The following is a 26,734-nucleotide window of genomic DNA, read 5'->3' as shown; positions in this document are numbered from 1 at the left end:
GTATTATTTTTCAAGAAAGTTTTTATCAAATAAAGAAACACTCTGATTATCAGCAAATAATAATAAAAACTTTTTTCTTGCCACTTTCACTTCTTCCGGTTCATCTAATAAACAGAACAAAATAAAGATAGTCGCGCCTCTTTTTCTATCATTAATAATTAAAATAAAATCTGCAGGAAAACGAATTCCCAACAAAGATAGTAACGCAGGAACGCTTAAATCCGGGAAATAACTTTTCCGGTCAAACGTTAAACAACCTGTTTGCGAACAACACGTGCCGGATTCCCGACTGCCACACTGTCGTCGGGAATATCTTTCGTCACAACGCTCCCCGCCCCTATCACACAGCGATTGCCAATCGTCACGCCGGGACAGATAATAGCACCGCCACCAATCCAGCAGTCTTCGCCAATCGTCACCGGATAAGCATATTCCTTAGAGCCTCTTCTTTCCAGATAATCCATCGGATGATGCGGCGTATAAATCTGCACACAAGGTCCAACCAGCGTATGGGCGCCTATCGTGATATATCCTCCATCCAGGAAAGTGCAATTGGCATTCACAAATACATGTTCACCCAATTTGATTCCGTCTCCATGATCGCAATGGAAAGGCGGGCAGATTATTGAAGTTTCAGGAATCTCCGGTACCAGTTCTTCCAATAATTCCCGATACCCCTCATCATAAGTACTCATTCCCCGCATACGCGCCAGCAGCTTCTTGGCATGTTCAAAACGCACCTGCAATTCCGGCGCAGCCATATCAGCCAACTGGCTACTACGCATCTTTTCTACTTCCGTCATACTTTATATTTCTTTACCGTTAGTAAATACAAACTTCTTTTCATCCGAAAGAGATTCGTTAAATTCGAATCCTTCCCAGGAGAAGCTTTTCAAATCCTCCGGATTTTCGATTCTGTTCTTCAGAATAAACCGCGTCATTTCACCACGGGACATCTTGATATAGATCACTATCGAAGCTAATTTCCCGTTCTTCCACACCTGAAATTCGGGAGTAACGACACGTACTTCTCTCTCCACACGCTTCCAATCGAACAAACTTTTCATCTCATCGCTAGCCAGATTGCAGAGTATGCCTCCCGCTTTCTTTATATCTTCGATGAAGACATCCGTCAGACGGGATTTCCAATAAGAGAACATGGTCTGATTACCCGGTTCCGGCAACACTACATCTCCTTCCAAGCGGTAGGAACGAATGACATCTAAAGGCCTCAACAACCCATAACAGAAAGAAGTCAACCGCAGATGTTCCTGCGCATATTCAAATTCTTCTTTCGAGAAATCCTTTGCATTCAGTCGCTTGAATACAATTCCGGTATAAGCCAGCAAAGCGGGCAGTTCCGATGTGTCTTCTGCATGAAAAGCCTGATAACGCTTATAATTCTCCACCGCCATCCTGGCATTTATACGCAACAGGCGTTCCAGTTCATCCACCGAAAACTGTGACATCTGCAAAGCAATCCCGGAAGCTTCTTTTTGAAATTGTGGAACTGTCTTCAAAGGTACTTTCACCTTTGAAGTCTCACTCATAGTCTTGGCACAAGATAGAAGTACTAACATTGTTTTATCTGATTTTATCTTTTCAAGAAACAAAAATAAAAAATAAATCGCTTCTCTTGCTGATGGATAGACAGATTCTACTTAGTTTCAACCAATAATTAACTTTAATCATTTATTAATAACAAAACACTCCCTATATAGACCACACTCTGATGTGCTATATTTACTAATAAAAAAAGAAACTCCCCCTTTGGACAAGCCAAAGAGAGAGTTCTCCTTATCTAATAGACAGCTAAAGCTGTTTTTATTTATATTCCTGCCAGCTCTTAATCTGAATATCATTCAGTTTCAATTCGCAGAATGCTTCGATAAAGGCGCTTGCCAAACGAGCATTGGTAATCAACGGAATGTTATGATCGATTGCACCGCGACGGATACGATAACCGTTCGTCAACTCACGCTTGCTGTGATTCTTCGGAATGTTAACGATCAAATCAAACTTATGGTCAGCAATCATCTTCATGACGTTGTTCTCTGCACCCGGCTTTTCATCCGGCCAGTAAACTGGAGTCGTTTCTACACCGTGAGCGTTCAGGAAGGCAGCAGTTCCGGCAGTTGCGTAAATTTGATATCCCTTAGCAAACAGCATACGGCTGGCATCCAGCAAATCTACTTTCGACTTCATTGCACCGGAAGAGAACATCACAGCTTTTTCAGGAATCTTGAATCCGGTAGCAATCATTGAATTCAGCAATGCTTCAGAGAAATCGTCACCGATACATCCCACTTCACCAGTAGAAGACATGTCTACGCCCAATACCGGGTCAGCCTTGTGCAGACGAGAGAAAGAGAATTGAGAAGCTTTTACACCAATCCAGTCGATATCGAATGCTGACTTATCCGGACGTGAGTATGGAGCATCCAGCATGATGCGGGTAGCAGTTTCGATAAAGTTACGTTTCAGAACTTTAGAAACAAACGGGAAGCTACGAGAAGCACGCAAGTTACATTCGATTACTTTCACTTCGTTGTTACGAGCCAGGAACTGGATATTGAACGGACCGGAGATATTGAGTTCTTTAGCAATCTGACGGCTGATCTTCTTGATGCGACGAGCTGTTGCAAAGTAAATCTTCTGTGCCGGGAATACCAAAGTAGCATCACCGGAGTGAACACCGGCAAACTCTACATGTTCGGAGATTGCGTATTCTACCACTTCACCATTCTGCGCAACGGCATCAAATTCAATTTCTTTCGTATTTTCAAGGAACTGGGAAACAACAACCGGATATTCTTTAGAAACTTCGGCAGCCATCTTCAGGAAGTTTTCCAATTCTTCATCGTCATAGCAAACATTCATTGCTGCTCCTGAAAGGACGTAAGAAGGACGAACCAATACCGGGTAGCCTACTTTTTCTACAAATCCCTTCACTTCTTCAAGACTGGTCAGTTCCATCCAAGCCGGTTGGTCGATACCCAGTTGGTCGAGCATAGCAGAGAACTTGTTACGGTTTTCAGCACGGTCGATAGAAATCGGAGAAGTACCCAATACAGGAACCGACTGACGGTAAAGTTTCATAGCCAAGTTGTTCGGGATTTGTCCGCCTACCGAGACGATCACACCACGAGGTTGTTCGAGGTCGATTACATCAAGTACACGTTCGAACGAAAGTTCGTCGAAGTAGAGACGGTCGCACATATCATAGTCAGTAGAAACCGTTTCAGGGTTGTAGTTAATCATGATAGACTTGTAACCCAGTTTGCGGGCAGTCTGAACTGCATTCACCGAGCACCAGTCAAATTCTACAGAGCTACCGATACGGTAAGCACCCGAACCCAGTACGACTACTGATTTTTCATTCTTATAATAGTTTACATCGTAGCCTTCCACTGCATAAGTCATATACAGATAGTTAGTCAGTTCCGGATGTTCGGAAGCAACTGTATTAATACGTTTTACAGCCGGGAGGATACCCATAGACTTACGATGAGCACGCACTGCCAGGTTTTCTTTCTCCATGTTTCCGGTTGGATTCAGTACGAAACGGGCAATCTGGAAGTCAGAAAAACCTAACACTTTAGCTTCACGCATTACATCGGCAGGTATATCTTCCACCTTATTATAGGTAGACAGTTTCGCTTTGTAGTCTACGATATTTTTCAGTTTGCCAAGGAACCATGGGTCGATCTTTGTCAGGTCATGGATACGTTCGATGGTGTAACCTTCTTCCATTGCTTGTGCAATGGCGAAAACACGCAAGTCAGTCGGGCGAGAAAGCTCTTTATCAAGATCATCAAAGTGCAGTTCGTCATTACCTACGAAACCGTGCATTCCCTGACCGATCATACGAAGGCCTTTCTGGATGATTTCTTCGAAAGAGCGACCGATAGACATGATTTCACCTACTGATTTCATGCTTGAACCGATTTCACGGGATACACCGGCAAACTTCGTCAAGTCCCAACGAGGGATTTTACAGATATAGTAGTCAAGTTGCGGAGCTACGTATGCAGAGTTCGGGGTTCCCATCTCACCAATCTGGTCGAGTGTGTAACCAAGTGCCACTTTAGCAGCCACGAATGCCAACGGATAACCGGTAGCCTTAGAAGCCAATGCAGAAGAACGGCTCAAACGGGCATTTACTTCAATCACACGGTAGTCATCCGTTTCAGAGTTGAAAGCATACTGAATGTTACATTCACCCACGATACCGAGGTGACGGATACATTTGGTAGAAAGTTCTTTCAACAAAGCCAGTTCTTTATCATCCAGCGAGCAGGTGGGAGCTACTACAATTGATTCGCCGGTATGAATACCCAGCGGATCGAAGTTTTCCATGCTGGCTACTGTAAAGCAATGGTCGTTAGCGTCACGGATCACTTCAAATTCGATTTCTTTCCAGCCTTTCAAAGACTCTTCTACCAGAATTTGTTTGGAGAAAGCAAATGAGCTCTCTGCCAATTTCAGGAATTCTTCCTCATTGGCACAGATACCGCTACCAAGACCACCCAGTGCATAAGCAGAACGCACCATGACAGGATAACCAATTCTGCGTGCAGCAGCAATGGCATCTTCCATGTTTTCTACTGCCTGGCTGACCGGAGTCTTCATTTCTATCTCGTCCAGTTTCTTCACAAACAAGTCACGGTCTTCTGTATACATGATAGCTTCTACCGAAGTTCCAAGTACCTTTACTCCATACTTATCAAGAACACCTTGTGTGTAAAGTTCAGCACCACAGTTCAATGCAGTCTGTCCGCCGAATGCCAAAAGGATACCATCGGGACGTTCTTTCTTGATAATTTCTTCTACGAAATAAGTATTCACGGGAAGGAAATACACTTTATCGGCAATACCTTCAGAAGTCTGAATGGTTGCGATGTTCGGGTTTACCAATACTGAGCTGATACCTTCTTCTTTCAAAGCTTTCAGTGCTTGTGAGCCTGAGTAGTCGAACTCTCCGGCTTGTCCGATTTTGAGTGCTCCAGAACCCAAAACGAGAACTTTCTTGATTTCCTTTTCCATTTCTTTTGTTGTTATAATAAGTTGTTATTTCTAAGTTCGTTCATAAAAAAAATGCGTTACCCTCAAAAAAGGATTAACGCATTACCAAAGAACTAAAATATCGTTTTTGGAAATAAAAGAAGAAGCCTGCCGTTTCCGGGTGCAAAACATCCGAATGTAAATAATACTTGCTTCTAATTTCCTGTTGATTCATTGTTGACTTCAAAATTTGTGCAAAGTAACGACATATTTTGCACATGACAAAAAGATATGTTCACTTTTTTACTGAAATAATTTACCGCGTTAATGAAACAGTCGTTTTTCCATTGGCTTTTAATGATTACATTCTTATCTTAAGCAGGCACAAATCATGAAGTAACTGCATTTTGATGTTTCTTTCAGTTTTTATCCTTATCTTTGTCGCCATTATATAATAAGGTAATAAATATGGGAAAAGAAAAAATCATATTGACGGGCGACCGTCCTACCGGAAGACTTCATATCGGTCACTATGTAGGTTCGTTGAAACGCAGAGTTGACCTGCAAAACGCAGGTGATTATAGTAAGATGTTTATCTTCATTGCCGATTCACAGGCATTGACAGACAATATAGACAATCCGGAAAAGGTGCGTCAGAATGTAATCGAAGTTGCTCTTGATTATCTGGCTTGTGGTATTGATCCGACTAAAGCTACGATTTTCATCCAGTCGCAAATACCGGAACTATGCGAACTTAGTTTCTATTATATGGACCTTGTCAGCGTATCCCGCCTGCAACGTAACCCGACTGTGAAATCGGAAATCCAGATGCGTAACTTTGAAGCAAGTATTCCCGTAGGTTTCTTCACTTATCCTATCAGCCAGGCAGCAGACATTACAGCATTCCGCGCAACAACTGTCCCTGTGGGTGAAGACCAGGAACCGATGCTCGAACAGGCTCGCGAAATCGTTCGCCGTTTCAACTATATATATGGTGAGACATTGGTAGAACCGGAAATCCTGTTGCCGGACAATGCAGCTTGTCTGCGTCTTCCGGGAACTGACGGTAAAGCTAAAATGAGTAAATCGCTCGGAAACTGCATCTACCTTTCGGAAGAACCGGAAGAAATCCAAAAGAAAATTATGAGTATGTATACCGACCCGGGACATCTCCGCGTACAAGATCCGGGAAAAATTGAAGGTAATACGGTATTTACTTACCTAGATGCTTTCTGCCTCCCCGAACATTTCGAACGTTATTTACCGGATTATCCGAATCTGGCAGAACTGAAAGCGCATTATCAACGCGGCGGATTGGGTGACGTGAAAGTAAAACGTTTCCTAAATTCCATCATGCAGGAGACTTTGGAACCGATTCGCAATCGTCGCAAGGAGTTCAGCAAGGATATCCCTGCTATCTACGAGATGCTTCAGCAAGGCTGCGAAGTGGCAAGGGCTGCGGCTGCCGAGACTTTGGCTGACGTGAAGAAGGCGATGAAGATTAATTATTTTGATGATAAGGAATTAATCGAAGAGCAGGTGAAACGTTTCTCGCAAGAGTAAAAGATTTCGTCTGGGAATAAACATAATTATAAGGTAAAGGCTGCCCTTCTTTTGTAGAACAGGCAGCCTTTCTTATCGGATATTTTTCAAAGATTCAGTTTGTTTCTTCCTCGTCATTCTTGAACAACACATCCTTTAATTTCTGATAAAGGAATGAAAGTATCAGCAATATCAATCCCAGAATGATAAATACAATAATCTTGCCAATGGTCGGCATAGCCCATAAATCATCAAAGACGAGTTTGAGCAGGACTAATCCGAAAGTCGCAAGGCTCACCATGCGGAGTAGTTTCTGATGCAGGCGCATGCCCAACCCCATTTGGACGAACCCGGCAATGCTTAATGAGAGTGACAGCCCGGCACTGAAATCGTCCACTCCTACTTGCCAAAGGAAAGAGCGTACCATTGTCAGCCAAAGGAGCGTGGCAAGAATATTCAGATATACGGTGAAACGGGATTTTATGCCGATTGATGTATAGTACATACGTGCTACATAATACAAATTCGCTATTACGAACACAGCTGTCAGCCATGGTAGTACAACAGGAGGGGAAGTCCATATTCTCTGGTCGCCCCATATATTTATAATATATACAAGTACGTTTGCCCCGATAGTCAAGATATAAGAAGTGAGATGTTTCGTTATCGGGAATCGTTTTCTGAAAGCATAGCAAACACTCGAAATGGATATGGCTGTAAACAAGAACATAGCTCCGCTTCTCGTCGCCCCTTCAAAATACAAATTGAATTCCATCATAAATGTATAATAAAGTATGATTACGGAGACGATAAGCATAAAAGGATTCCAGAAGCTGTATTTCAACCGGCGTGCCGTAGAGAAGAAGGAATGATAATATTCCATTAATAAAGCAAATGCTCCTGTCGCTAATCCCACAAACAAAGAGGTGGCAAATGAACTATTCAGAAAAATTGTATCTAAGGAATGATGTTCAAACATCACACTATACACATCCATCAAGTAAGAAACGAAAGTGAGTCCTACCAGAACTTTAGCCGCATACTCATATACTCTAAGTTTCGACTTAACATAGAGCCACAACAGCAATACCATTTCCGATGCCCAAAGCAAGGTTATATAGTTTCCGTCCAGTTGAATCGGAATAGTGATAGAGACAAATGTCAATACAAGTCCCAGTGTGGTATGAACCAGAAATTTATACTCTTTGCGGTTCTTCCAGAGCCAAAGCACCAGTCCTAAATTAACGAGTGCGATAAACAGGCTCAACAAGCCGCTTGCTTTGAAAGATAATCCCATATTCCGCAAGAATAAGGCTCCTGAAAGTAAATAGATAAAATTATTCGTTATAATGACGAATACTAATCCCCGGCTCATCGTCCGCATATTCTCTCCACGAAGGATAGAGAACACCGGAAGTAGAAAGATAAAATAGAACAGAGTAGCAAACCAAAACAGATGGCTCGAAATAACCGTAGAACTAGAGGTATAGTTAAACAAAAGAAAGATTCCCATTATCAGGCAAGTAAAGACAAATGAAATCATTGGAAGTTCACTCCACTTTTTATAAATGGAAAGTCCGAACATACCCAGGTTTAATATGCTCACGTAAGTGAACAGTACCAAATAACTTCCTTCCCCGCTACTCACTATGAATGGCGCAAGGAATCCTCCTACAAGAGAAATGATAGCCAACTCACGCCGATTATATACCACAGACAGAATAGACATAAACACTGTGACACCAATCAGAATGATAAATGCCATAGTCTGCGAGAAAATATGATAATAATGGAAAGCAATGGCAACTGTAAGATAGAACACAGCGAAAGCACCACCCGCAAGCAGCGAACTGAAGGTTCGGTATTTCTTTTGCAACCGTTCGGCAACAGCCAGCAATACAGCTCCCGTCAAGAAACCAAGCACGGTACGGAAGGTTTCATTAATCCAGTTTTTATCAATGGCATACTTTACAAAGAAACCTACACCGATTACAAATATAAGGATACCAATCTTCCCGAAAAGATTCTCACCGATGAATTTTTCATAGTTCACCTGCTTCTTTTGTTTCGGAACAGTCGGGGCAACCGGAACAACCGGAGTAGCCGGAGTAACCGGTACAACTGGCACAGTCGAAGATTCAGCGGATTCCTTCCGAACAGCCTCTACACAAACTTCCTCCATTCTTGTTTCAAGCGTCTTTTCAGGCGTCTTTTCCAATGTCTCACGGACAACTGCTTCAACAACCGGTTCGTGTTTTTCCTGAACAGCCTCTTCTCGTTGTCCGGTCTTTACTGCCTTAACATGCTCTACCGCTTGAGGCATCACAGGAATATCTTTTGTTTCTTTTTCTGATATTTCCTCTTTCGGCTTGGAGGCTTCAGCAACAGAATTTTGCTGAACCTTGAGATAATCTTCCATCCGTTTCTTTATCTCATTCAACTCTTTCTCTATTTTTCCGAAGCGATTGTCCAACCTACTCAATAAAATAAATAACATAACTAAAACGAGTAGTGCATATACGGTATTAAAGTCGTCCATAATATTCCAGATTTGAGTTCTATAGCACAAATATAGATAATTATTAATAGCTCCAATCAATTGTTATTAAATTATTTGGATTATCCCAACAATGCAATTTTACATCAATTGCATAAATCAGGATACAAATCCTCTAAATCAGGAAAAAAATCTCCTCATTTTATAAAAAAGAATAGAGCTTACAAATTTCAAACAATTATACGGCTTTTATTCTTCTTTTTCCTATCTTTGCCACAATATCAATAAAAATCACACAAATTATTCACTTAAACACAAGAAGCATGAAGCACCTTAAATTTCTATTTGCACTTGGCGGCATTCTTTTCTTATCTTGCCAAACAGTATCCGCACGTGGTTTAAAAATCCCTTTCGGCGACCGCGAAGTATTAACCAAAGTAGCAGATTTGCCTGATACCGAAGAGTACCAAACAGACGATGGAAACTACATTGATCTGGCAACTTTCCATCAGGAGTTCAACATCGCTTACCTTCTCCCTCTATACATAGAGAAAGAGCCTCGCCTGGTCGGCTATTGCGAAAAGGAAGACACTTACTATGAACTGACGGAAGAACAACTGGCTACCATCCTAAAAGAAAATAATTTGGATGGAGAGAAGTTGAACAAGGTCAGCTTCTATTCCCGTTATGGCGGTAAAGCTGTCGGACTTCTTATAATTGCCCTTATCATTTGGGGATGTATTCCTGGAAAAAAGAAAGAAGTGAAACCCGTGGAAGTATAAAACAAACCATTATTAATAACATTAAAAAGTACAAACTATGTCTATTTACACCTTTATTCCGGTCATTTTCATTGTTCTATATCTAGGATACTGGTTTTACATGAAAAACAAAAACTCGCAACAGGCACAAGTAGTGAACAACACCGATTTCAAAGCTGAATTTGCAAATGCAGAACAGTATAAAAAACTCTGCTTAAACTCTGATTTATCTTTCCTGAAAGAAGCTATGGGAGAAGAAAAAATTGACGCTTTCAATTATGCCAGCAATGAGTATGGTGTAGCATCCGCACTCAAAGACGGGATGAAAGATAAGCTGAAAGGAATGGCCACTTTAGGAACTGTACGTTTCAATACCGTACAAACTCCCAAATATCTGGTATTGAGCGGAGACAATCTGCACCTATTCGATACAGACACAGATGGAGAAATCGACAATCATTTTGTATTCAATCAGGCGCGTCTTGAAAATTCCCGTCTCATCGCAATTCCTATGGAGGGACAAGTACAAGCACAGGCACAAGCCAGAGGAAACAACGTGAAAGCATACAAACTTTCATTGCAAACCGACGAGAAACCTGTTGAACTCATTATCTACTCCTGTCTGATATTTACAAATATCCCGGAGATTCCGACAGATCCACAAGAAACAATACAGGATATTATCATTGGCAATGACTTCTTGAAACAATTGGGTGACAAATATCCTAATTTGAAAGTCTCATTGCCGATATTTAGCTAAAGAAGGACATATACTTAGAAAAAATAACAGCGGAAGGTTAGCTAGTTACCAAACATTATGCGTCCCGGCGTCCCGGCGGATTTGCAATCCGCCGTTCTCCGAGTATCAGGATTTATAATCCGCAATACACCTATACTTTATATAGTTCGGATTGAAAATCCTGATGCTCAAAGCAATCGGATTACAAATCCGATTGAACAGAGAACAGATCTCTGCAGATACTCCCCGCAGAAATTCAAAAGTAAAATTAAAAGCGATACAGTTTCGTTCGGACAAGAAGTTGAAACAATCTGTCGGATATATAAAAATAAAGCAAATGAAGCGGGTCAAGCACTCTGCCAAATTATCGGAAATAGAGATAGACATGCGGCTAAAAGAGTATTTCAGCGATCATCAGATTATGCAACGTTCCGACTTTCAAGGCATCACGGGGATGGTACGTTCCACAGCCATGATTCATATTCGCCGACTCCGTCAGGAAGGCAAGCCGCAGAATATCGGCATTCCCAGTCAACCTATTTATGTGCCGGCCCCAGGATTTTATGGAAAGTCCAGAGATTATCAGCCTGTCAAATAAACTAAAACAAAATAAAATACCAGAGGAGATACCCCCAAATAACAGATATAAAAAAGGCGGCTGAAAGCATGAACCTCTCTTTTCAAGGTTCGCTTTCAGCCGCTATCTCTTTCCAGCAAGCGATTACAGAGAATCGCTGAATGCTGAAATCGCTTTTTTTACTTTTTATTACTGTGCAGATTCTACCAATACTACACGGTTCAGAATCGGTTGACCGAATTTGTCAACGCCACCACCGGCTGCAACTTTCAGTCTATCGGCAGAGATGCCATACTTCTTAACCAACAAGTCTTTAACAACCTGTGCACGTTCCAAACTTAACTTCTGATTGAAAGCAGGAGTACCGGTTGCAGAGTCAGCATATCCGTTGATTGTGTATGTAGCATTCGGAGATTCTTTTATCTTGCTGGCAAGATATGACAAGTTCATTTCTTCTTGCGGAGATAATTTATCAGAACCGATCTTGAAGAATACGGTACGCGGAGCAATGTTAGTATCTGTGATAACAACTTCTTCAGTATCTTCTACTTCTACCGGTTGTTGTGCATTTGCCAACTGTTGTTGCAATTGCATATTAGCTGCTGCCATTGCATTCATCTGATTACGCATCTGGTTCAATTCGAGTTCAGAGATAATCTGTGGAGTAGGACGTTGGAATCCGCGGGTAGGGAAGTAATAAGTCACACCGAGGGTAGCACCTAAGATACCATCATAATCGGGTCTACCTCCATGTTCTCCGTCAAACTTGCCTTCCAGACCTGTTGCACTCAACTCCAGATTCAAGTCAACAGCATTCGACAAACGGAAGCGGTTGATAATACCTGCATTGAAAGTAGCGGAGTTAGTGTGAGGACGAGAATAAGCATGAGCCCAACCGGCACCTATATAAGGGATAATTTCATATACGCGGTTCGGATTATATCCACCGAAAAGTGCGTTCAGGTTAATCATCAAATCACCATGCAAGTTCATGTAGTCCCATCTTTGTTTGTAAGAACCGTCTTCTCTCGGACCACCCACTACATAATTAGCAGTTTCGCTGGTAGTGAATCCTTTTGCCTGCAATCCGCTGTATTGCAAACGCAGTCCGAATCCAGGAGTTACCCATTTGCCGACAGACACGTTAAATGTAGGAGCAACACGGTCTCTGAATTTGCCGATATGGTCATTGTTTCCATATAGCACCTGGGCGCCGCCTCCTACAGAGAAGAACCAGTTACTCCAGAAAGGATTAGTTATTACTTGATATTTATCTTGTACCTGAATCACTTCGTATTCAGTTACAGTCATTGTCTGCTGCGCAGAAGCGACAGACGCAACGCCGGCAAATGCCAGCAACATCAGAATCTTTTTCATATACCTAATAGTTAAGTGGTTATTTAAATCTTTTTCTTTGTTGAACTATTTAAATAACACGAACCGAACTAAAAGGTTTTAGAAAAAGATGAAATTATTTGTTTTATTTGAATAATCTTTCGATGTCTTCCTCCTTGATTGTTGTCAAAACAGTTTTCCCATCAGGGGTGTAATTCGGTGAGGGACAGGCAAAAAGGTTGTCTACAAGGCTTACCATTTCTTCATTACTCAACACCTGTCCGTAAACAATAGCCGCCGCGCGAGCCAATGTTAATGCCAGAATACTTTGGATTTCTTCCTTGACGTCACTTCCTTTTTCCATCGCCGTATGCAGCATATTACGCACCAGTTCCACCGGATTCAGACCTTCAATCCCCGAAGGAATACCATTAATGGCATAGCTACCGCCTCCCAGATTACTCAAATCGAAACCGACTGCAGACAAATCATCCATAATACTTTGCAGTACAGCAGCTTCCGAAGCCGGCAACTGTAAGATTTCCGGGAACAGGACGCCTTGTGATACCCCCTGTTTCTGTTGGATCTGTACCATATAACGATCAAAAAGCACCCGTATGTGTGCCCGGTGCTGATCGATTAGCATCAAACCGGATTTAACTGAAGTCAGGATAAACCGCCCTTTAAACTGCAAATGCTGATTTCCTTTCTCTATCACCGGTTCACTGGCATACAAAGTAGAAGAAGCGGCAGAGGTGACCGTCTCCATCTTTTCTTCAACGAAAGTGGGTTGGCCGCCAATAGAAGAGTCTTCCCAATCCATTTCTGGTTCCGGTTGCGGGTTATTCATCTTACTGGCTTTCGTCAGCCCTCCGTACAAATCTTCCCATTCCACTTTCGAACGGCTGTACGATCCGCCACCACCGCCACCGGCAGAAACTTTAAACGGATTATAATCTGTATTATAATGTATCTTCGGAGGCTCGGAAGACATTTTCTCCTCAAATGCCGGAATGTCAGGCATGTCTTCCGTATCAAAATCAATAGAAGGGATCGCACTGAATTTACCCAACGACTCCTTCACGGATGCTGAAAGTATCTGCCAGATGGCCTGTTCATTTTCAAACTTGATTTCAGTCTTTGTCGGATGGATATTCACGTCAATATTAGCCGGATCTACATCAAAATAGATAAAGTAGGAAATCTGTTCACCAGTGGGAATCAACTGTTCATAAGCCTCCATGACTGCCTTATGAAAATAAGGATGACGCATATAACGCCCGTTGACAAAGAAATACTGATGTGCCCCTTTCTTACGGGCAGTCTCCGGCTTGGCTACGTATCCGGAGATTTTCACCATGGTAGTATTGACCTCTATATTCAGTAACTGCTGATTGAGCTTCTTACCGAAAATAGCAAGGATACGTTGACGTAATTGTGATACCGGAAGATTAAATAACTCCGAATCATTACTATAAAGCGAAAAGGCAACCTCCGGATGCACCAAAGCGATCCGTTCAAATTCGGCAAGGATGTTACTCAATTCCGTTGAATTAGCCTTTAGAAATTTACGACGGGCAGGTACATTAAAGAATAGGTTCTTTACAGAGAAGTTACTTCCTTTAGAACAGGACACAGCTTCCTGACTTTCCACTTGAGAACCTGCAATCACCAGCCTCGTGCCCAACTCTTCCGATTCCGGACGTGTCTTTAACTCTACCTGTGCCACAGCAGCGATGGAAGCCAATGCCTCTCCGCGAAATCCCATTGTACGCAAAGCAAACAGATCCGCCGCTTGACGTATCTTGGAAGTGGCATGTCGCTCAAAAGAAAGACGGGCATCCGTTTCGGACATTCCTTTTCCATCATCAATCACCTGAATGCTGGTTTTACCTGCATCAGTCACCAATACATGTATATTTTGTGCATCTGCATCAATCGCATTCTCCACTAGCTCCTTGATGACAGACGCGGGACGTTGTATCACTTCACCGGCAGCAATCTGGTTAGCTACCGAATCAGGTAACAAATGAATTATATCGCTCATTCTTCGTAAATTAATAATTAAAAGTTCCAGCTTCCTGTCGCCAAATAATGCCACAGATAAAGAAGGAAAGCAATGATTATCAGTATGATTCCGAAAGAGACCGGTTTGCGGCCACTCGCTTTTCTTCTTTTCAAATGCGTAGTACCTTCGATGAACTTACCGCGAATATCCTCCGGATTAAATTCCTTTTCCGGAAGCATCCCCAAGTCACGTTTGGCGTTCTCCTCCATCTTTGCGAGCTTTTCTTTCCGCTCGTCTACATAAATGTATTGATGATTAAAGCCACGGGGCTTTCTCATTGAGTTAAACATTCCCATACTACTTCATATTTATTAAGTTTCGCTTTTCTGTTTTGGGTCGCCGGTCGGTGGTCGGTTTCAGTGTATCACCCGCACGCTTACCACGCCAGTTAAAGATATCATCCTTATTCAGCGGACGGACATAGTCGAACCAGGCAAAAGTGGGAAGACGTAATTTATCAGGCGGTATCTGGTCCATCGGATACATCGTTCCGTTGGATTTACCGATAAACAGTCCTTTTTCCATCTTCTTATCCTTCATATAAAGATGAAGCACACTACCTTCCAGACAATTAAATCCGGTCATCGTACTGTCTTTTTCTTCCGGATAGAAAGCGGTCAACACATTACCAATCACTTCAATATGACGCATATCTCCATTAATGAAATAGGCTTTCATCTCTTTGCCGGACACTTGGTTATAATGAATAGAATCTTTCATTTCCACCGTCAACGCCTGGTTGATGATGTGCGCCCAATCAATCGTGCTGTCATTCATATAAATCTTGATCTGCTCGCCAAGTAGTTGCTGCCCTTCATTCCAAAGAATAGGGTCGGTATACATGGTCATACAGGAATCCTTCGAATTATAGACCAGTGAGTCACATACTCCCTGAACATCCGTACGATACATACGTACCTTGTGATAAGCTTTCATCAACCGGAAAACGGAATCGGTATTCAGGTTGTAAGACACCAACTGCAATGTATCGCCATGCATAAAAAGACTGTCAGGCCCTTGCGAGTAGTCGATTGCCACCGCACGTTTCGTCGCAAACGCGGAGTCTGTCAATTCATTATAGAAACAATAATCACCCGTCAGCATATTCTTATTAATGGAATCTGTCATCTTCACATTATCGAACGCCTCGCCATAACCGATGATACGGTCATAGAACAGACTGTCGCCTACCAGTTTCTTTCCCTGATTGGTCAGTACCGAACGGTCCAACAGTTCGGCTTGTTCGGTCATTGTGTTATAAAATCCCCGTTCCGAATAGATATGATTATTATCACTGACGATATTGGAAGGTCCGAGAATAACTGCGATTTTGCTTTCCGTATTATACCTTAATGTATCGGAAGTCAACACAAACTTAGGGTTTACCAACTTCACATCATGGTTGAATACCGACTGTTTTGTTGCAGGACTGTATTCTCCCCAATCGGAAGTCAATACATTCTCTTCATCCATCAAGGTTCCTCCCTCGAAATAATATCCGAGGTCGTAGAGACGGTCGTAGTTCAAGCTATCTGTCAACAGGGTGGTGTTCCGATTAATCATCTTCACATTTTCACGAAGCTGCGCTATTTGCGTCATTCCGTCATAATAAAGATAATCACCGTAAATGAACAAAGTGTCTCCCTGTTCCATACGCACATTACTGAAGGCCTCCACAGAGTTGGTTTTCTCAAAAATCAGTGCACTGTCACAGTACATATACATACTGTCATGCCGCAATTTCACGTTACCAATCAACACCTGCACATCCGGACGCGCCAACTTATCCGCCTGACCTTCATCAGCATGAAGCAGATAAACTTTGGTCTTTTTATTCTCCGGTTGTTTCTTATTGTCCGATTGTTTCTTATTGCCTGCCGGTGTTTTGGCTTTTGAAGCCGACTTAGACGTATCCGCAGCCGATTTAATTGAATCCCCTGTCACAGGTTTCTGTCCCGTTGGCCTCACTTGTGCTACAAGACATACACCAAACAGGCATAGAAAGCCTATAAGGAGCCATCTATGCCTGTCTTGTTGTTTATTTTTCTTATTTGTTTTCAGCATATAAAATCAAAGCAAGGTTACATCAGTCCTTCTTGACCCAACCCGGATACTTGAAGTCACACTTCTGCCAGTTTTCGTTGATGCGTACATAAGTATGTTTCTGTTTGTCCAGAATCCATTTCTGCAACATCTCTTCACGGCGTTTGTCCATCACAATTTCTTTCAAGTCCTGATAGTCTTCTGCAATGGTTGCTTTATGACCGTTGATTTTTGCTTTCAACTTCACGATAGCACATACTTCTTTTCCATCCTTCTCATTAATCATTGTAAAGGCTTTGGAAATTTCGCCTACATTCATCTTATCCACTACCTTAGCAACGTCTTGAGGAAGATCCTGCATCTGGAACTTAGAAGTAGTCACACCTGAATTTTCATTGATGTTCACCATAATACCATGGTTGTTACGAGTATCTTTATCCTGTGAGATAACGGCAGCCGCATCATCAAATGTAAATTTGTTGGCACGAATATCATCGGCAATAGAATCCAGACGGGCACAAGCCTCGGTCAGTTCTTTTTCCGATACTTTCGGACGTAACAAAATATGGCGAGTGTTGACACGGTCACCACGTTTTTCAATCAACTGGATAATGTGGAAACCAAATTCCGACTCCACAATCTTAGAAACTTTCTTCGGATCTTGCAAACTGAACGCTACATTCGCATAAGCAGGGTCCATCATACCACGTCCCATGAATCCACATTCACCACCTTTAATAGCAGATGCCTTGTCTTCCGAATACAAACGCGCCAATGTAGAGAAGTCAATTTCTCCTTTTGTCACACGATCCGTATAATCACGCAACGTCTTTTTTACATCCTCAATCTCCGAGATAGGAATTTTCGGTTGTAAAGTAATGATCTGCACTTCTACCTGTGTCGGAATGTAAGGAATACTATCTTGTGGAAGGTCTTTGAAGTAACGGCGTACTTCTGCCGGAGTCACTTTGATTTCTCCTACCAGTTTCTGCTGCATCTTCTGAACGGTCAATCCGTCACGTGCATTATCACGCAGCGTCTCACGAATCTGGGTGGAAGTTTTATTGAAATACTCCTCCATCTTCTCTCTGGAACCGATCTGCTGGATGTACATGTTGGTCATCATATCCACACGCTGGATGATTTCCGCTTCGGAAACCTCGATACTGTCCAACTTTGCCTGATGCAGGAACAACTTCTGCACAGCAATCTCTTCAGGAATTACACAATAAGGATCGCCGTCAAATCTGCGTCCATTATACAAGGCATCCATACGGGCCTCTTCTACATCTGATTTCAAAATAGCTTCGTCACCTACTACCCAAACTACTTCATCAACCACATTATCTTGTGCATAGGTTGCCACATTAGCAAATATTGCCAGGACAAGGGTAACAACAAATCTAAAGTTCACAAACTTCTTCATTCTTTGTATTTAATAATTATATATAATCTTCTTCTTACTTACTGCCTGCTGATACAAGTCGTTCTTTACCTGTTCCATAAAGCTCACCCGTTTCTGATTAACCAGTAAGTCTTTCACTTCCGAACGGGCAAACTCATACGGTTTCTCTTCACCAATTCCGCGATAATCGCTCACATTCAGGAAATAATAATAGGCCGTATCTTTCAATTCTACCTGACGGTGTTTGTCTACGTACTCTTCCGGTGCCTCTACTTTTAATGGAATCATATCCAGTACATCAGTCACGGACACCCATTTGTCATAGAAGTATTCGTATTTCACTGCATTCTGCAAGCTATATTTTTCCAGGCTCTCGACAGCATCCTGTTTTTCCGACTTATACCACCTGCGCACATTGTTCAGCTGGGGAGCCGTCAACGGCACTTTGATAAACAATCCCTTAATCAACGGGGTTTCCAGCTTAAACAGTTCTTTGTTTTTTCCGTAATATTCTGCGATCTCTTGTTCGGAAATATCATTCGACAGCTTCTGGTTTATCAACTCCTGCTGATAAGTATGCATAATCAACGCTTTCCGATAATTCTCCACTAGTTTGTCTACATCCACATTATCGGGAATATTGTTCGCAGCTTTCTCATATAATAAAATCTCTTCCGCCCAACTACGAATATAATGTTCGGTGAAGAGAATACTATCATCTTCTGACAATCCGACCGGAAGCACGGACATCAAATCTTCTTTATATAAAAAGTTACCGTCCACCTCTACCAAAGGAGTCTTTCCTTTGTGGTCGCGCTGTTCCTTGCACGCTCCACAACCAAGAAGGGTAATCAGTAAGAGGACTAATATTCGCATTGGCAACTAAAATCTACTTATTTAAGGTACGAAGATAGTGAATAATCGGTTACATCAGTTATTATTAACTGTTTTTAAAACCTCTTGGTTTATTTCAACCTTACCAAACTCCCTCAATTCCCGCGCCCAGCACGTGTCAAGATAGCTTCGATAATCCTTTCGCACCTGTTCAATTACTTCCCGATAATCATCCGGTCCTTTCATTTTTTCGCCTACCACAATGGTAAAAGGATAAGACATCACGGGTTCGAAACCACCCTTCTTAAAGACCAGTTTATCTATATATTTATTGTCTCCGTCGGCAAAAATACCTTGTTCAACCTGTATCTTTTCCGTCCCGGATGTATTAAAAGTTTGCCGAAGCTGGTCCACCCACTCTTTTTCCGGCACTTTCTTCAGCATTTTTTTAGCTTGCTTTGCCGTCTTTTTATCAACGCAATGAAGCACGACTCCTCTATACCGGGGACTCTCCCACCGATAATCCGACGAATGAAATTTAAAATAGGTAGCCAATCCGGCCCGGTCATTAATGGCAGGCAACTCTATTTTCTGCCGTGTGATCTCTTTTACCAAATAGTTTTCGTCAGATTCCCGCAAGGCAATACGAATTTCCGGATGCTTTTTATCTATATTCCGACTTTCATAATCCAATAATGATTTAGCTATAAACCCTTCCAACTGGCGTTTGGCAGCTTGAGGATGAGAAGAGGCAAACTGCGTGAACATAGCTCCGGTATATGCCTGTCCATCAATCGTAAAGAGATTTTGTTCTGTCCGGCCTTTCGTTAACAGTTCTTCCATTGCTGCCTGATTCGGGGTATACTGCCATGACCTTTTTAATCGGTCGAGCATCGCTGCCGTGCCTTTGTCTAAAATTTCCTTACGCCGTAACCGCTCTATCAACCTACCACTGACATCTTCATAAGCAAATGCTTCCTCCCGGTCAATCACTTTCAAGATATGAATCCCTTCAGGAGTGAAGAATGGCTGTGATACCGTACCTTTCGCCAAAGAGAAAGCGACATCCTCAAATTCACTCGTTGTCTCCAGACCTTCTATCCATCTACTCTGCTTATCATCCGAATAGATTTCCACCAAACGGTTAAAATTCAAATCCGGCTGATTCTGTATCACCCGGTATATAGAATCCATCCGGGCTTTTTCTTCTTCCAAATGACGGGAAGTCACCGTCTGCGGTAAACGTTTAAATATTTGCATGACTTGCACCCGGCCGCTACGTGCTTTCAGTCCCATCTTCTGATACAAGACACGGGCACAACTATCCATCACTTGTTTGTCAATCAGATAAGATTCTACCAATTCTGTCCAACATTTCTCGTGTTGTTTACGGAAAACTGTAGTCGTATCAAGCCCGGCAGCCCTGGCTGCTTCCACCTTCAACTTTGATTGAGCGAAAAGTGCCGCATACTCTTTTGGTGAAAGCCGGGCATTTGAGCGTTCTGCATAACGGCGGTATGCATTTTCAAATTCCGAACGGAGTACCTCTCTTCCGTTAACACGCATCAATACCGGATCTTCTTGCGCAAAGACCGCGACAACAAAGAGAGAAATACATCCCAACAACAGGCTTCTTTTCATCATCATTTTTTATTTTCCAAACAATAAACAACAAACATCACAGAGGCAATAACAGATAAACAACAAACGGTGAGCAGTGAACACCTTGCTGACAACACAGCCTGTTCACCGTTCACCGTTAATAGTTCACCGTATCTATCTATTATTCCGGACGGCTATAGTTAGGCGATTCACTAGTAATCGTCACGTCGTGCGGATGGCTTTCCATTACACCTGCATTGGTAATGCGGGTAAACTTAGCATCATGAAGTTTATCAATATTGGCAGCACCGCAGTATCCCATACCTGCACGCAAACCACCTGACAACTGATAGACAACCTCGAAAAGTGTACCTTTATAAGGAACACGGGCAGCAATTCCTTCCGGAACCAGCTTCTTCACATCAGCAGTTCCGCTCTGGAAGTAACGGTCTTTCGAACCGTTCTCCATCGCTTCCAACGATCCCATACCACGATAGGATTTAAATTTACGTCCATTGAAAATGATTGTGTCGCCCGGAGACTCTTCTGTTCCGGCAACCAACGATCCGATCATTACACAATATCCACCGGCAGCCAACGCTTTCACTACATCGCCCGAATAGCGCAAACCACCATCGGCAATCAAAGGAATACCTGTACCCTTCAAGGCTTTTGCTACATCATAGACAGCAGACAACTGTGGAACACCTACACCGGCAACCACACGAGTGGTACAGATAGAACCCGGACCGATACCGACTTTCACTGCATCCGCTCCTGCTTCTACCAACGCTTTTGCAGCTTCTCCGGTAGCAATATTACCCACTACGATATCAATGTTCGGGAAGCGTTGCTTAGCTTCTTTCAGTTTTTCAATCACAAACATAGAGTGTCCGTGAGCCGTATCAATCACAATTGCATCCGCACCGGCATCTACCAATGCCTGCATACGATCCAGCGTATCGGCAGTCACACCTACACCGGCAGCTACACGCAAACGACCTTTGGCATCTTTACAAGCCATCGGTTTATCTTTTGCTTTTGTAATATCTTTATAAGTAACAAGACCGATCAACTTTCCGTCCATTCCGACAATCGGAAGTTTCTCGATCTTATGTTTCTGAAGAATCTGTGCAGCAGATTCCAGATCAGTAGACTGGTTTGTAGTTACCAATCTTTCTTTCGGAGTCATGACAAGATCAATATGTTTAGCCATGTCTCTTTCGAAACGCAAATCTCTGTTAGTAACAATACCCACCAAATAACCTTCATCATCTACCACAGGGATACCACCGATTTTGTATTCCGCCATGATGTCCAGTGCATCCTGCACAGTAGAACCTCTTTTAATAGTTACGGGATCATAAATCATACCATTTTCGGCACGTTTTACAATAGCAACTTGTCTTGCCTGTTCTTCGATAGACATATTTTTGTGAATCACGCCGATACCACCCTCACGAGCAATGGCAATAGCCATTTTCGCTTCGGTAACCGTATCCATGGCAGCCGTCACAAAAGGAATTTTTAACTCAATGTTTTTTGAAAACTTAGTCGAGAGATCGACAGTGCGCGGTAAAACTTCAGAATAAGCGGGGATCAACAATACGTCGTCGTAAGTTAACCCATCCATTACAATCTTATCAGCAATAAATGACATAGGGCTATGCGTTTAAAAATTATTGCGTGCAAATATACGGTTTTTATTCAAAATGCGCAAACTGTGTACCAGAATATTTAATGAAGGGGGACTAATTAATACTTATCAGAAAGAATTGCCTTAAAAGAACACATTCAAAGAACCGAATTAAAGAACAACTTTAAAGAACAAGATTATGGAAAGGCAGATTTTTATTAATGAGATGCAAGCTCGTTTCAATTTAAGAAAACCACGTAGCGAGAAGCCAACCAATCTCTATTTAGTATGCAGAATAAACAACAAACAGGTTAAACTATCTACAGGGGTAAAGATATATCCAGACCACTGGAATGAAAAAAGACAAGAAGCATATATCAGCGTACGCCTATCAGAGTTAGATAATATAAATAACACTATAGTGAACAAGAAAATCACAAAACTAAAAGAATATTTCATCGAATTTAAGCATTATCTTTGTATGCATCCAGACGAGATTGGAGAAAGTATGAAACTATTAAAACAACACATATATAAAGATAGGATGAAGAAAGAATTACAGAAACCCGCAACTTTTATAATGAAACAAATTATAGAAGCAAAGACTTGTGCAGAAAGCAGCAAGAAACAATATCGTTCTAACATAGACAAATTCGAGCGTTTTCTCAAAGAGAATGAAATCCCCAATACATGGGAGAGCATGAATTTAGATACCATTAATCGCTACCAAAAGCAAATCATAAAAGAAAATCCATTACATCCTCATAACACTTTGCGTAACATAATTAAAGGAACTATTTTTAATTTACTAGGAATAGCAGATAAAAGACTGGATATTCCTTTCAAATGGTCTGACAGCAATTTAAACAGTTTTGAGTTCGTGAAAGATAAATCCAACAAAGAATTAGCAGACAACAAAAAAGTTTCATTAACAGAAGAGCAACTGAATAAATTCTACAAGCATATCATAACAGGAACAGAAAGACAAATAAAGAAATACACAGAAATCAGAGACTTATTCATACTACAATGTTTAGTTGGGCAACGAATTGGAGATATGCAAAAATTCTTTAATGGAGATAATGAAATGGACGAAGAAGCAGGAACCATCTCCATTATACAACAAAAGACAAAAGCCAGAGCTATAATTCCACTATTGCCATTAGCCAAAGAAATTATATCCAAATATGAGAATAAAGAATTATTATATTATAAAGAAAGAAAGTCCATTGTCAATGAAGCCTTAAAAGAAGTAGCAGAACAAGCAGGATTAGATGAGCCTATCACTTATGAAGAAAACGGGATTAAACAAACCCAACCTCTTTATAAATTACTGCATACACATACAGCAAGGCATACTTTTATCACAATATTGTGTAGAAAAGGCATCCCCAAGGAAACTGTTATTATAGCGACAGGACATGAAGATACAAAAATGATAGACAAAGTTTATTCTCATTTAAACAGTAAAGATAAAGCAAAGAAAGTCTCTAATGCTTTCAAAAGTTTAAATAATGGCATTTTCAATATGGGCAAGGTGGAAACATATTCTCTCAATGAAGCGAAGCCTATGAATGATGTGACTAATAATATCACCTTCGATACTCTGTTGGACACTCAATTTTTTGCGTCTAAAATCAATAAGGCTGCTGAACTACAATCACAGGTAGGTCATTTGAAAAATGGGAAACTGTGTAGTTATGACAATGAAATCACGTCTCTTATAAGCGAGATAGAAAAATTCTCCCAATCTTCCACTTCTGATTCAGATGTGGCAAAACAATATGTGAAACAGTTATCTGTCTGGAAGCAGTCTGATTTGTATGACAGTTTTAGAGAAATGATTATCAAGTGTGTCAAGATTGGTATCAGTAAGGATGCAATTATGCAGTTTATCAATAAGGCATTGGAAATAGGCTTGTTGGATAAGGAAAGATTCACCAATATAAAAGAAATCACTACAGCCTTATTGGATAAAAGGAATCAGGGCTGACGAGCTTTTTAGGAAATCAAGGCTTCTGGTAAGCCTGAACATCATATTCTCCCCGAACAGCTACGGTTAAGGGGAGAATTTTTGCTTTATCGCATCCTCAACTCAAATATTCCACAATTTCGACTTGTTGTTTGGTGATGCTGTCGGGACTTTATACCTTTGCAACGTGATTGAAAGTCAGAAATGACCGAGTTTCTCATCCCCCAGATTCACCACTACAAACCTAAATCTACTTCAAATGAAAGAACTGACCTACGCAGACATTCGTAAAATAGCACTGGAGCACGGTATTAAGGACACAAGGCTTCACGTCGGGCTTTGGGCTACTGACCGATACATCAAAAAGCGCAAAATGGTTCAAGGCAAGACATACACAATCTACCTGCCGCATCATAAATCAGAACAGGAATGATTTTTTAGTTCCAAACCTGTCGCCAAGCTAACATAATAAGAGGTATTTTCTTCATAAAACTTTTAAACTAAAGTTTTAAAAGACGCTTCCGCCATAAACTATATAATACAAGACATAACATTTAGATTGCTTGACTATGCTAAGTCAACTGTAAAGTAATAGGCGTAGTAATACGCTTATTATTTTATTCTTATGGACGAGTTTTTCTTCAAAGCGTCCCTATATAGGAAGAAAAAAATAACCCTACTTAAACTTAATCTAAAGTCAGATATTTTAAATACACAGATTGCAATTTTATAAATCAAAGCTAATCTAAACACAATGAAACAAGAAATCATTAATGGTGGCAATGCCCGATATTTGGGTGAATTAGAAAGATTTAAAGACGGTATTCCTTTTGGAATCGTAAACAAGACAAAGACAGATGTAGGTGGTACTTATGTGGCTGCAAATTGCAGTAGTAACTATATTATCGTATGTCCGTTCAAAGACTTGGTAGATAGCATAGCAGCAGATAAGAATAACAGGTATGAAGTATTCAAATGTTATGGTGGTATAAGAGAATACCAGTTCAGGAAATATATCAAAAACAATACCACATATAAGATAGCCGTGACCTATGACAGTCTGCCCAAATTAATTGGATGGTTGAGCGGTACAGAAGGGTGGAAGGTATTGATAGATGAATACCATTTAATCTTGGAAGACATGGATTTCAGATATGATGCAATTAATGGCTTGATGGAAGAAATACAGAAGTTCAAGTATTATTCTTTTTTGTCTGCCACTCCAATTGACCTTGACTTTGAGATAGATTTCCTGAAACGGCTTCCACATTACAAAGTCCAATGGAATGGAGTGACGAAAATAACCCCTATCAGATATAAGGTCACGCAATTAACCAAAGGACTGGCTAGATTCATACAGATATTTTTGGATGAAGGCATATCACTCCCAGACATAAACGGCAATGTCAGCAAAGTGGAAGAACTATATATTTTCATCAATTCTGTGACTAGTATCAAGCAGATAGCAGATACGTTGAAGCTGAATCCAGATGATGTGAAGATATGCTGTGCTGACAGGATTAGAAATAACAAACTGTTGGGCGAATACCAGATTGAATCAGTCAGTAGTCCCAATAAGAAGATTAATTTCTTTACAAAGAAATGCTTTCAGGGATGCAACCTTTTCACCAATAACGGGCTGATAATAGTAGCCAGTGACGCATACAGAACACAGACTTTGGTGGATATAAGTACTACTATGGAACAGATAGCAGGCAGAATCAGAATCAATGACGAATACCAGAATATCTTTAGGAATGTGATAGTCCATCTGTTCTCCACCAATAAGAATGTTATGAGCGATGAAGAGTTTGAAATGGTGATGCAGGATAAAGAGAAGGAAGCTGACAAGTTGCTAAGCGGATGGAGCAAGTTGGATAAGGAAGAGAGACAGACCTATATTAAGAGGATGAACTTAGACACTGAACTAGTCTCCATCATTAATGGCAGGATGGTATATAACAATCTGAAAAAACAATCCTTCATTTATAAGCAGGCACTAAGGAAGACATACAAGGATGGAATCAGCATCAGGGACAGTTTTATGCAATCAGAAAAATTTGAGCTTACCAACCAGAATAAATGGAAGGATTTCAACATAAAACTGGCAAAGGCTATGACTGTCAGTTATGAGCAATTACTAAAAGATTATCTGGATTCCCCTTCTGAATCTTATGAACAGGAATATCCAGAATTTCCACTAATCAAAAGGTATTTGAAGGAATCTGAAATGAATACTCTTAGATGGAACAGGGAGAAGATGCTAAAAGCTGTAGAGGACAAGAAACAAGTTGATAAAGTTTTCTTGGCTATATATCAGCCTGGCTTTATCAGCAATCAGGACTTGAAAGGCAAGTTGAAGGATGAATTTGGCAGATTGGGAATCAAATTATCCCCCAAAGCTACTCTGATAGAGAATTGTACTCTTTACAATGTGGAGAAGGCAAGCAGGAAGATAGATGGAAAAACTGTTAGTGGGTATGAACTTGGCAAGATGGTATTTACCTTTGAATAAGAATCTACCAATATGACAGAACAGGACAAGAATAAAGCTCCAAACTTATTAGTGGTCTGGAGCTTTTATTTTATATCTGAATGACAAATCGAGAATCTTCCTTCATTGACCATTGAACCTGCCACATTCTACCATCAATTTGGTCTAGTAGAATAAAAGTCCACATATTCTGGGTGGGATAAAGAGTAAATCTACCATCCCTTT

The 26,734-nt window shown here is 41.2% G+C and carries 19 protein-coding genes; 7 read left to right on the top strand and 12 right to left on the bottom strand.

All coding sequences use genetic code 11. From position 1 onward, the window contains the following. Nucleotides 1–248: 248 nt before the first annotated feature. The 3 genes from BSAG_RS10680 to carB all read right to left on the bottom strand — a co-directional run bounded on the left by BSAG_RS10680 (nt 249) and on the right by carB (nt 5,046). Nucleotides 249–803: a sugar O-acetyltransferase gene (locus BSAG_RS10680; RefSeq protein WP_004314376.1), complete on the bottom strand. Its 555-nt coding sequence runs from the start codon at nt 801–803 to the stop codon at nt 249–251. 3 nt (nt 804–806) lie between these two features. Further along, nucleotides 807–1,580, bottom strand: a complete 774-nt coding sequence (yaaA, locus tag BSAG_RS10685) for a peroxide stress protein YaaA (protein ID WP_004314377.1) — start codon at nt 1,578–1,580, stop codon at nt 807–809. A gap of 244 nt (nt 1,581–1,824) precedes the next feature. Further along, a complete protein-coding gene (gene carB, locus BSAG_RS10690) occupies nt 1,825–5,046 on the bottom strand; it encodes a carbamoyl-phosphate synthase (glutamine-hydrolyzing) large subunit (RefSeq protein ID WP_004314378.1) in 3,222 nt (1,073 codons plus the stop codon). Between the two features lie 426 nt (nt 5,047–5,472). Between carB and trpS the strand changes: the two genes are divergently transcribed. Further along, entirely contained in the window at nt 5,473–6,567 is a 1,095-nt protein-coding gene (trpS, locus tag BSAG_RS10695) for a tryptophan--tRNA ligase (RefSeq protein WP_004314379.1), read from the top strand. A 94-nt stretch (nt 6,568–6,661) separates the two neighbouring features. Here the strand turns inward: trpS and BSAG_RS10700 are convergent, their stop codons facing one another. Next, nucleotides 6,662–9,085, bottom strand: coding sequence for a DUF2339 domain-containing protein (locus BSAG_RS10700; protein WP_004314380.1), 2,424 nt, complete (start codon nt 9,083–9,085; stop codon nt 6,662–6,664). Nucleotides 9,086–9,366: 281 nt separating this feature from the next. Between BSAG_RS10700 and BSAG_RS10705 the strand changes: the two genes are divergently transcribed. The 3 genes from BSAG_RS10705 (at nt 9,367) to BSAG_RS10715 (ending at nt 11,141) form a co-directional block, all read left to right on the top strand. Then, nucleotides 9,367–9,825, top strand: a complete 459-nt coding sequence (locus BSAG_RS10705) for a hypothetical protein (protein ID WP_004314381.1) — start codon at nt 9,367–9,369, stop codon at nt 9,823–9,825. Nucleotides 9,826–9,862: 37 nt separating this feature from the next. Beyond that, a complete protein-coding gene (locus tag BSAG_RS10710; RefSeq protein WP_004314382.1) occupies nt 9,863–10,564 on the top strand; it encodes a hypothetical protein in 702 nt (233 codons plus the stop codon). Nucleotides 10,565–10,727: 163 nt separating this feature from the next. Next, nucleotides 10,728–11,141, top strand: coding sequence for a hypothetical protein (locus BSAG_RS10715; RefSeq protein WP_004314383.1), 414 nt, complete (start codon nt 10,728–10,730; stop codon nt 11,139–11,141). Between the two features lie 168 nt (nt 11,142–11,309). Here the strand turns inward: BSAG_RS10715 and BSAG_RS10720 are convergent, their stop codons facing one another. The 8 genes from BSAG_RS10720 to guaB all read right to left on the bottom strand — a co-directional run bounded on the left by BSAG_RS10720 (nt 11,310) and on the right by guaB (nt 22,067). Beyond that, the gene (locus BSAG_RS10720) at nt 11,310–12,497 is read right to left on the bottom strand and encodes an OmpA family protein (protein ID WP_004314384.1); all 1,188 of its coding nucleotides are present in this window, start codon (nt 12,495–12,497) and stop codon (nt 11,310–11,312) included. Between the two features lie 103 nt (nt 12,498–12,600). Continuing rightward, complete coding sequence (gene mutL / locus BSAG_RS10725) at nt 12,601–14,502, bottom strand: DNA mismatch repair endonuclease MutL (protein WP_004314385.1); 1,902 nt, start codon at nt 14,500–14,502, stop codon at nt 12,601–12,603. A gap of 17 nt (nt 14,503–14,519) precedes the next feature. Next, nucleotides 14,520–14,819, bottom strand: coding sequence for a hypothetical protein (locus BSAG_RS10730; protein WP_004314386.1), 300 nt, complete (start codon nt 14,817–14,819; stop codon nt 14,520–14,522). A gap of 1 nt (nt 14,820) precedes the next feature. Continuing rightward, on the bottom strand, nt 14,821–16,587 hold the full coding sequence (locus tag BSAG_RS10735; protein WP_008020395.1) for an OstA-like protein: 1,767 nt from the start codon (nt 16,585–16,587) through the stop codon (nt 14,821–14,823). A gap of 22 nt (nt 16,588–16,609) precedes the next feature. Further along, nucleotides 16,610–17,992 carry a peptidylprolyl isomerase gene (locus tag BSAG_RS10740; RefSeq protein WP_004314388.1) on the bottom strand — a complete coding sequence of 461 codons (1,383 nt, stop codon included), beginning with the start codon at nt 17,990–17,992 and terminating at the stop codon, nt 16,610–16,612. Between the two features lie 9 nt (nt 17,993–18,001). After that, nucleotides 18,002–18,847, bottom strand: a complete 846-nt coding sequence (locus tag BSAG_RS10745; protein ID WP_004314389.1) for a hypothetical protein — start codon at nt 18,845–18,847, stop codon at nt 18,002–18,004. A 54-nt stretch (nt 18,848–18,901) separates the two neighbouring features. Further along, on the bottom strand, nt 18,902–20,446 hold the full coding sequence (locus BSAG_RS10750; RefSeq protein WP_008997565.1) for a peptidylprolyl isomerase: 1,545 nt from the start codon (nt 20,444–20,446) through the stop codon (nt 18,902–18,904). Between the two features lie 142 nt (nt 20,447–20,588). After that, complete coding sequence (guaB, locus tag BSAG_RS10755) at nt 20,589–22,067, bottom strand: IMP dehydrogenase (protein ID WP_004314391.1); 1,479 nt, start codon at nt 22,065–22,067, stop codon at nt 20,589–20,591. A gap of 175 nt (nt 22,068–22,242) precedes the next feature. Here guaB and BSAG_RS10760 point away from each other — a divergent pair, with 175 nt between their 5' ends. The 3 genes from BSAG_RS10760 to BSAG_RS10765 all read left to right on the top strand — a co-directional run bounded on the left by BSAG_RS10760 (nt 22,243) and on the right by BSAG_RS10765 (nt 26,530). After that, nucleotides 22,243–24,036: a site-specific integrase gene (locus tag BSAG_RS10760; protein ID WP_008771052.1), complete on the top strand. Its 1,794-nt coding sequence runs from the start codon at nt 22,243–22,245 to the stop codon at nt 24,034–24,036. 238 nt (nt 24,037–24,274) lie between these two features. Then, entirely contained in the window at nt 24,275–24,448 is a 174-nt protein-coding gene (locus BSAG_RS25295) for a hypothetical protein (RefSeq protein ID WP_008771051.1), read from the top strand. Between the two features lie 321 nt (nt 24,449–24,769). Continuing rightward, nucleotides 24,770–26,530, top strand: a complete 1,761-nt coding sequence (locus tag BSAG_RS10765) for a DEAD/DEAH box helicase family protein (protein WP_008771050.1) — start codon at nt 24,770–24,772, stop codon at nt 26,528–26,530. The last annotated feature ends 204 nt before the right edge of the window (nt 26,531–26,734 follow it).

The organism is Bacteroides sp. D1, from assembly GCF_000157095.2.
Taxonomy (GTDB): domain Bacteria; phylum Bacteroidota; class Bacteroidia; order Bacteroidales; family Bacteroidaceae; genus Bacteroides; species Bacteroides xylanisolvens.
This window is presented reverse-complemented; position numbering and strand designations above follow the sequence as displayed.

Coding starts and splice junctions, on each gene's coding strand:
- BSAG_RS10680 (WP_004314376.1), bottom strand. CDS start 803: ATGACGGAAGTAGAAAAGATGCGTAGTAGCCAGTTGGCTGATATGGCT.
- yaaA (WP_004314377.1), bottom strand. CDS start 1,580: ATGTTAGTACTTCTATCTTGTGCCAAGACTATGAGTGAGACTTCAAAG.
- carB (WP_004314378.1), bottom strand. CDS start 5,046: ATGGAAAAGGAAATCAAGAAAGTTCTCGTTTTGGGTTCTGGAGCACTC.
- trpS (WP_004314379.1), top strand. CDS start 5,473: ATGGGAAAAGAAAAAATCATATTGACGGGCGACCGTCCTACCGGAAGA.
- BSAG_RS10700 (WP_004314380.1), bottom strand. CDS start 9,085: ATGGACGACTTTAATACCGTATATGCACTACTCGTTTTAGTTATGTTA.
- BSAG_RS10705 (WP_004314381.1), top strand. CDS start 9,367: ATGAAGCACCTTAAATTTCTATTTGCACTTGGCGGCATTCTTTTCTTA.
- BSAG_RS10710 (WP_004314382.1), top strand. CDS start 9,863: ATGTCTATTTACACCTTTATTCCGGTCATTTTCATTGTTCTATATCTA.
- BSAG_RS10715 (WP_004314383.1), top strand. CDS start 10,728: ATGCTCAAAGCAATCGGATTACAAATCCGATTGAACAGAGAACAGATC.
- BSAG_RS10720 (WP_004314384.1), bottom strand. CDS start 12,497: ATGAAAAAGATTCTGATGTTGCTGGCATTTGCCGGCGTTGCGTCTGTC.
- mutL (WP_004314385.1), bottom strand. CDS start 14,502: ATGAGCGATATAATTCATTTGTTACCTGATTCGGTAGCTAACCAGATT.
- BSAG_RS10730 (WP_004314386.1), bottom strand. CDS start 14,819: ATGGGAATGTTTAACTCAATGAGAAAGCCCCGTGGCTTTAATCATCAA.
- BSAG_RS10735 (WP_008020395.1), bottom strand. CDS start 16,587: ATGCTGAAAACAAATAAGAAAAATAAACAACAAGACAGGCATAGATGG.
- BSAG_RS10740 (WP_004314388.1), bottom strand. CDS start 17,992: ATGAAGAAGTTTGTGAACTTTAGATTTGTTGTTACCCTTGTCCTGGCA.
- BSAG_RS10745 (WP_004314389.1), bottom strand. CDS start 18,847: ATGCGAATATTAGTCCTCTTACTGATTACCCTTCTTGGTTGTGGAGCG.
- BSAG_RS10750 (WP_008997565.1), bottom strand. CDS start 20,446: ATGAAAAGAAGCCTGTTGTTGGGATGTATTTCTCTCTTTGTTGTCGCG.
- guaB (WP_004314391.1), bottom strand. CDS start 22,067: ATGTCATTTATTGCTGATAAGATTGTAATGGATGGGTTAACTTACGAC.
- BSAG_RS10760 (WP_008771052.1), top strand. CDS start 22,243: ATGGAAAGGCAGATTTTTATTAATGAGATGCAAGCTCGTTTCAATTTA.
- BSAG_RS25295 (WP_008771051.1), top strand. CDS start 24,275: ATGAAAGAACTGACCTACGCAGACATTCGTAAAATAGCACTGGAGCAC.
- BSAG_RS10765 (WP_008771050.1), top strand. CDS start 24,770: ATGAAACAAGAAATCATTAATGGTGGCAATGCCCGATATTTGGGTGAA.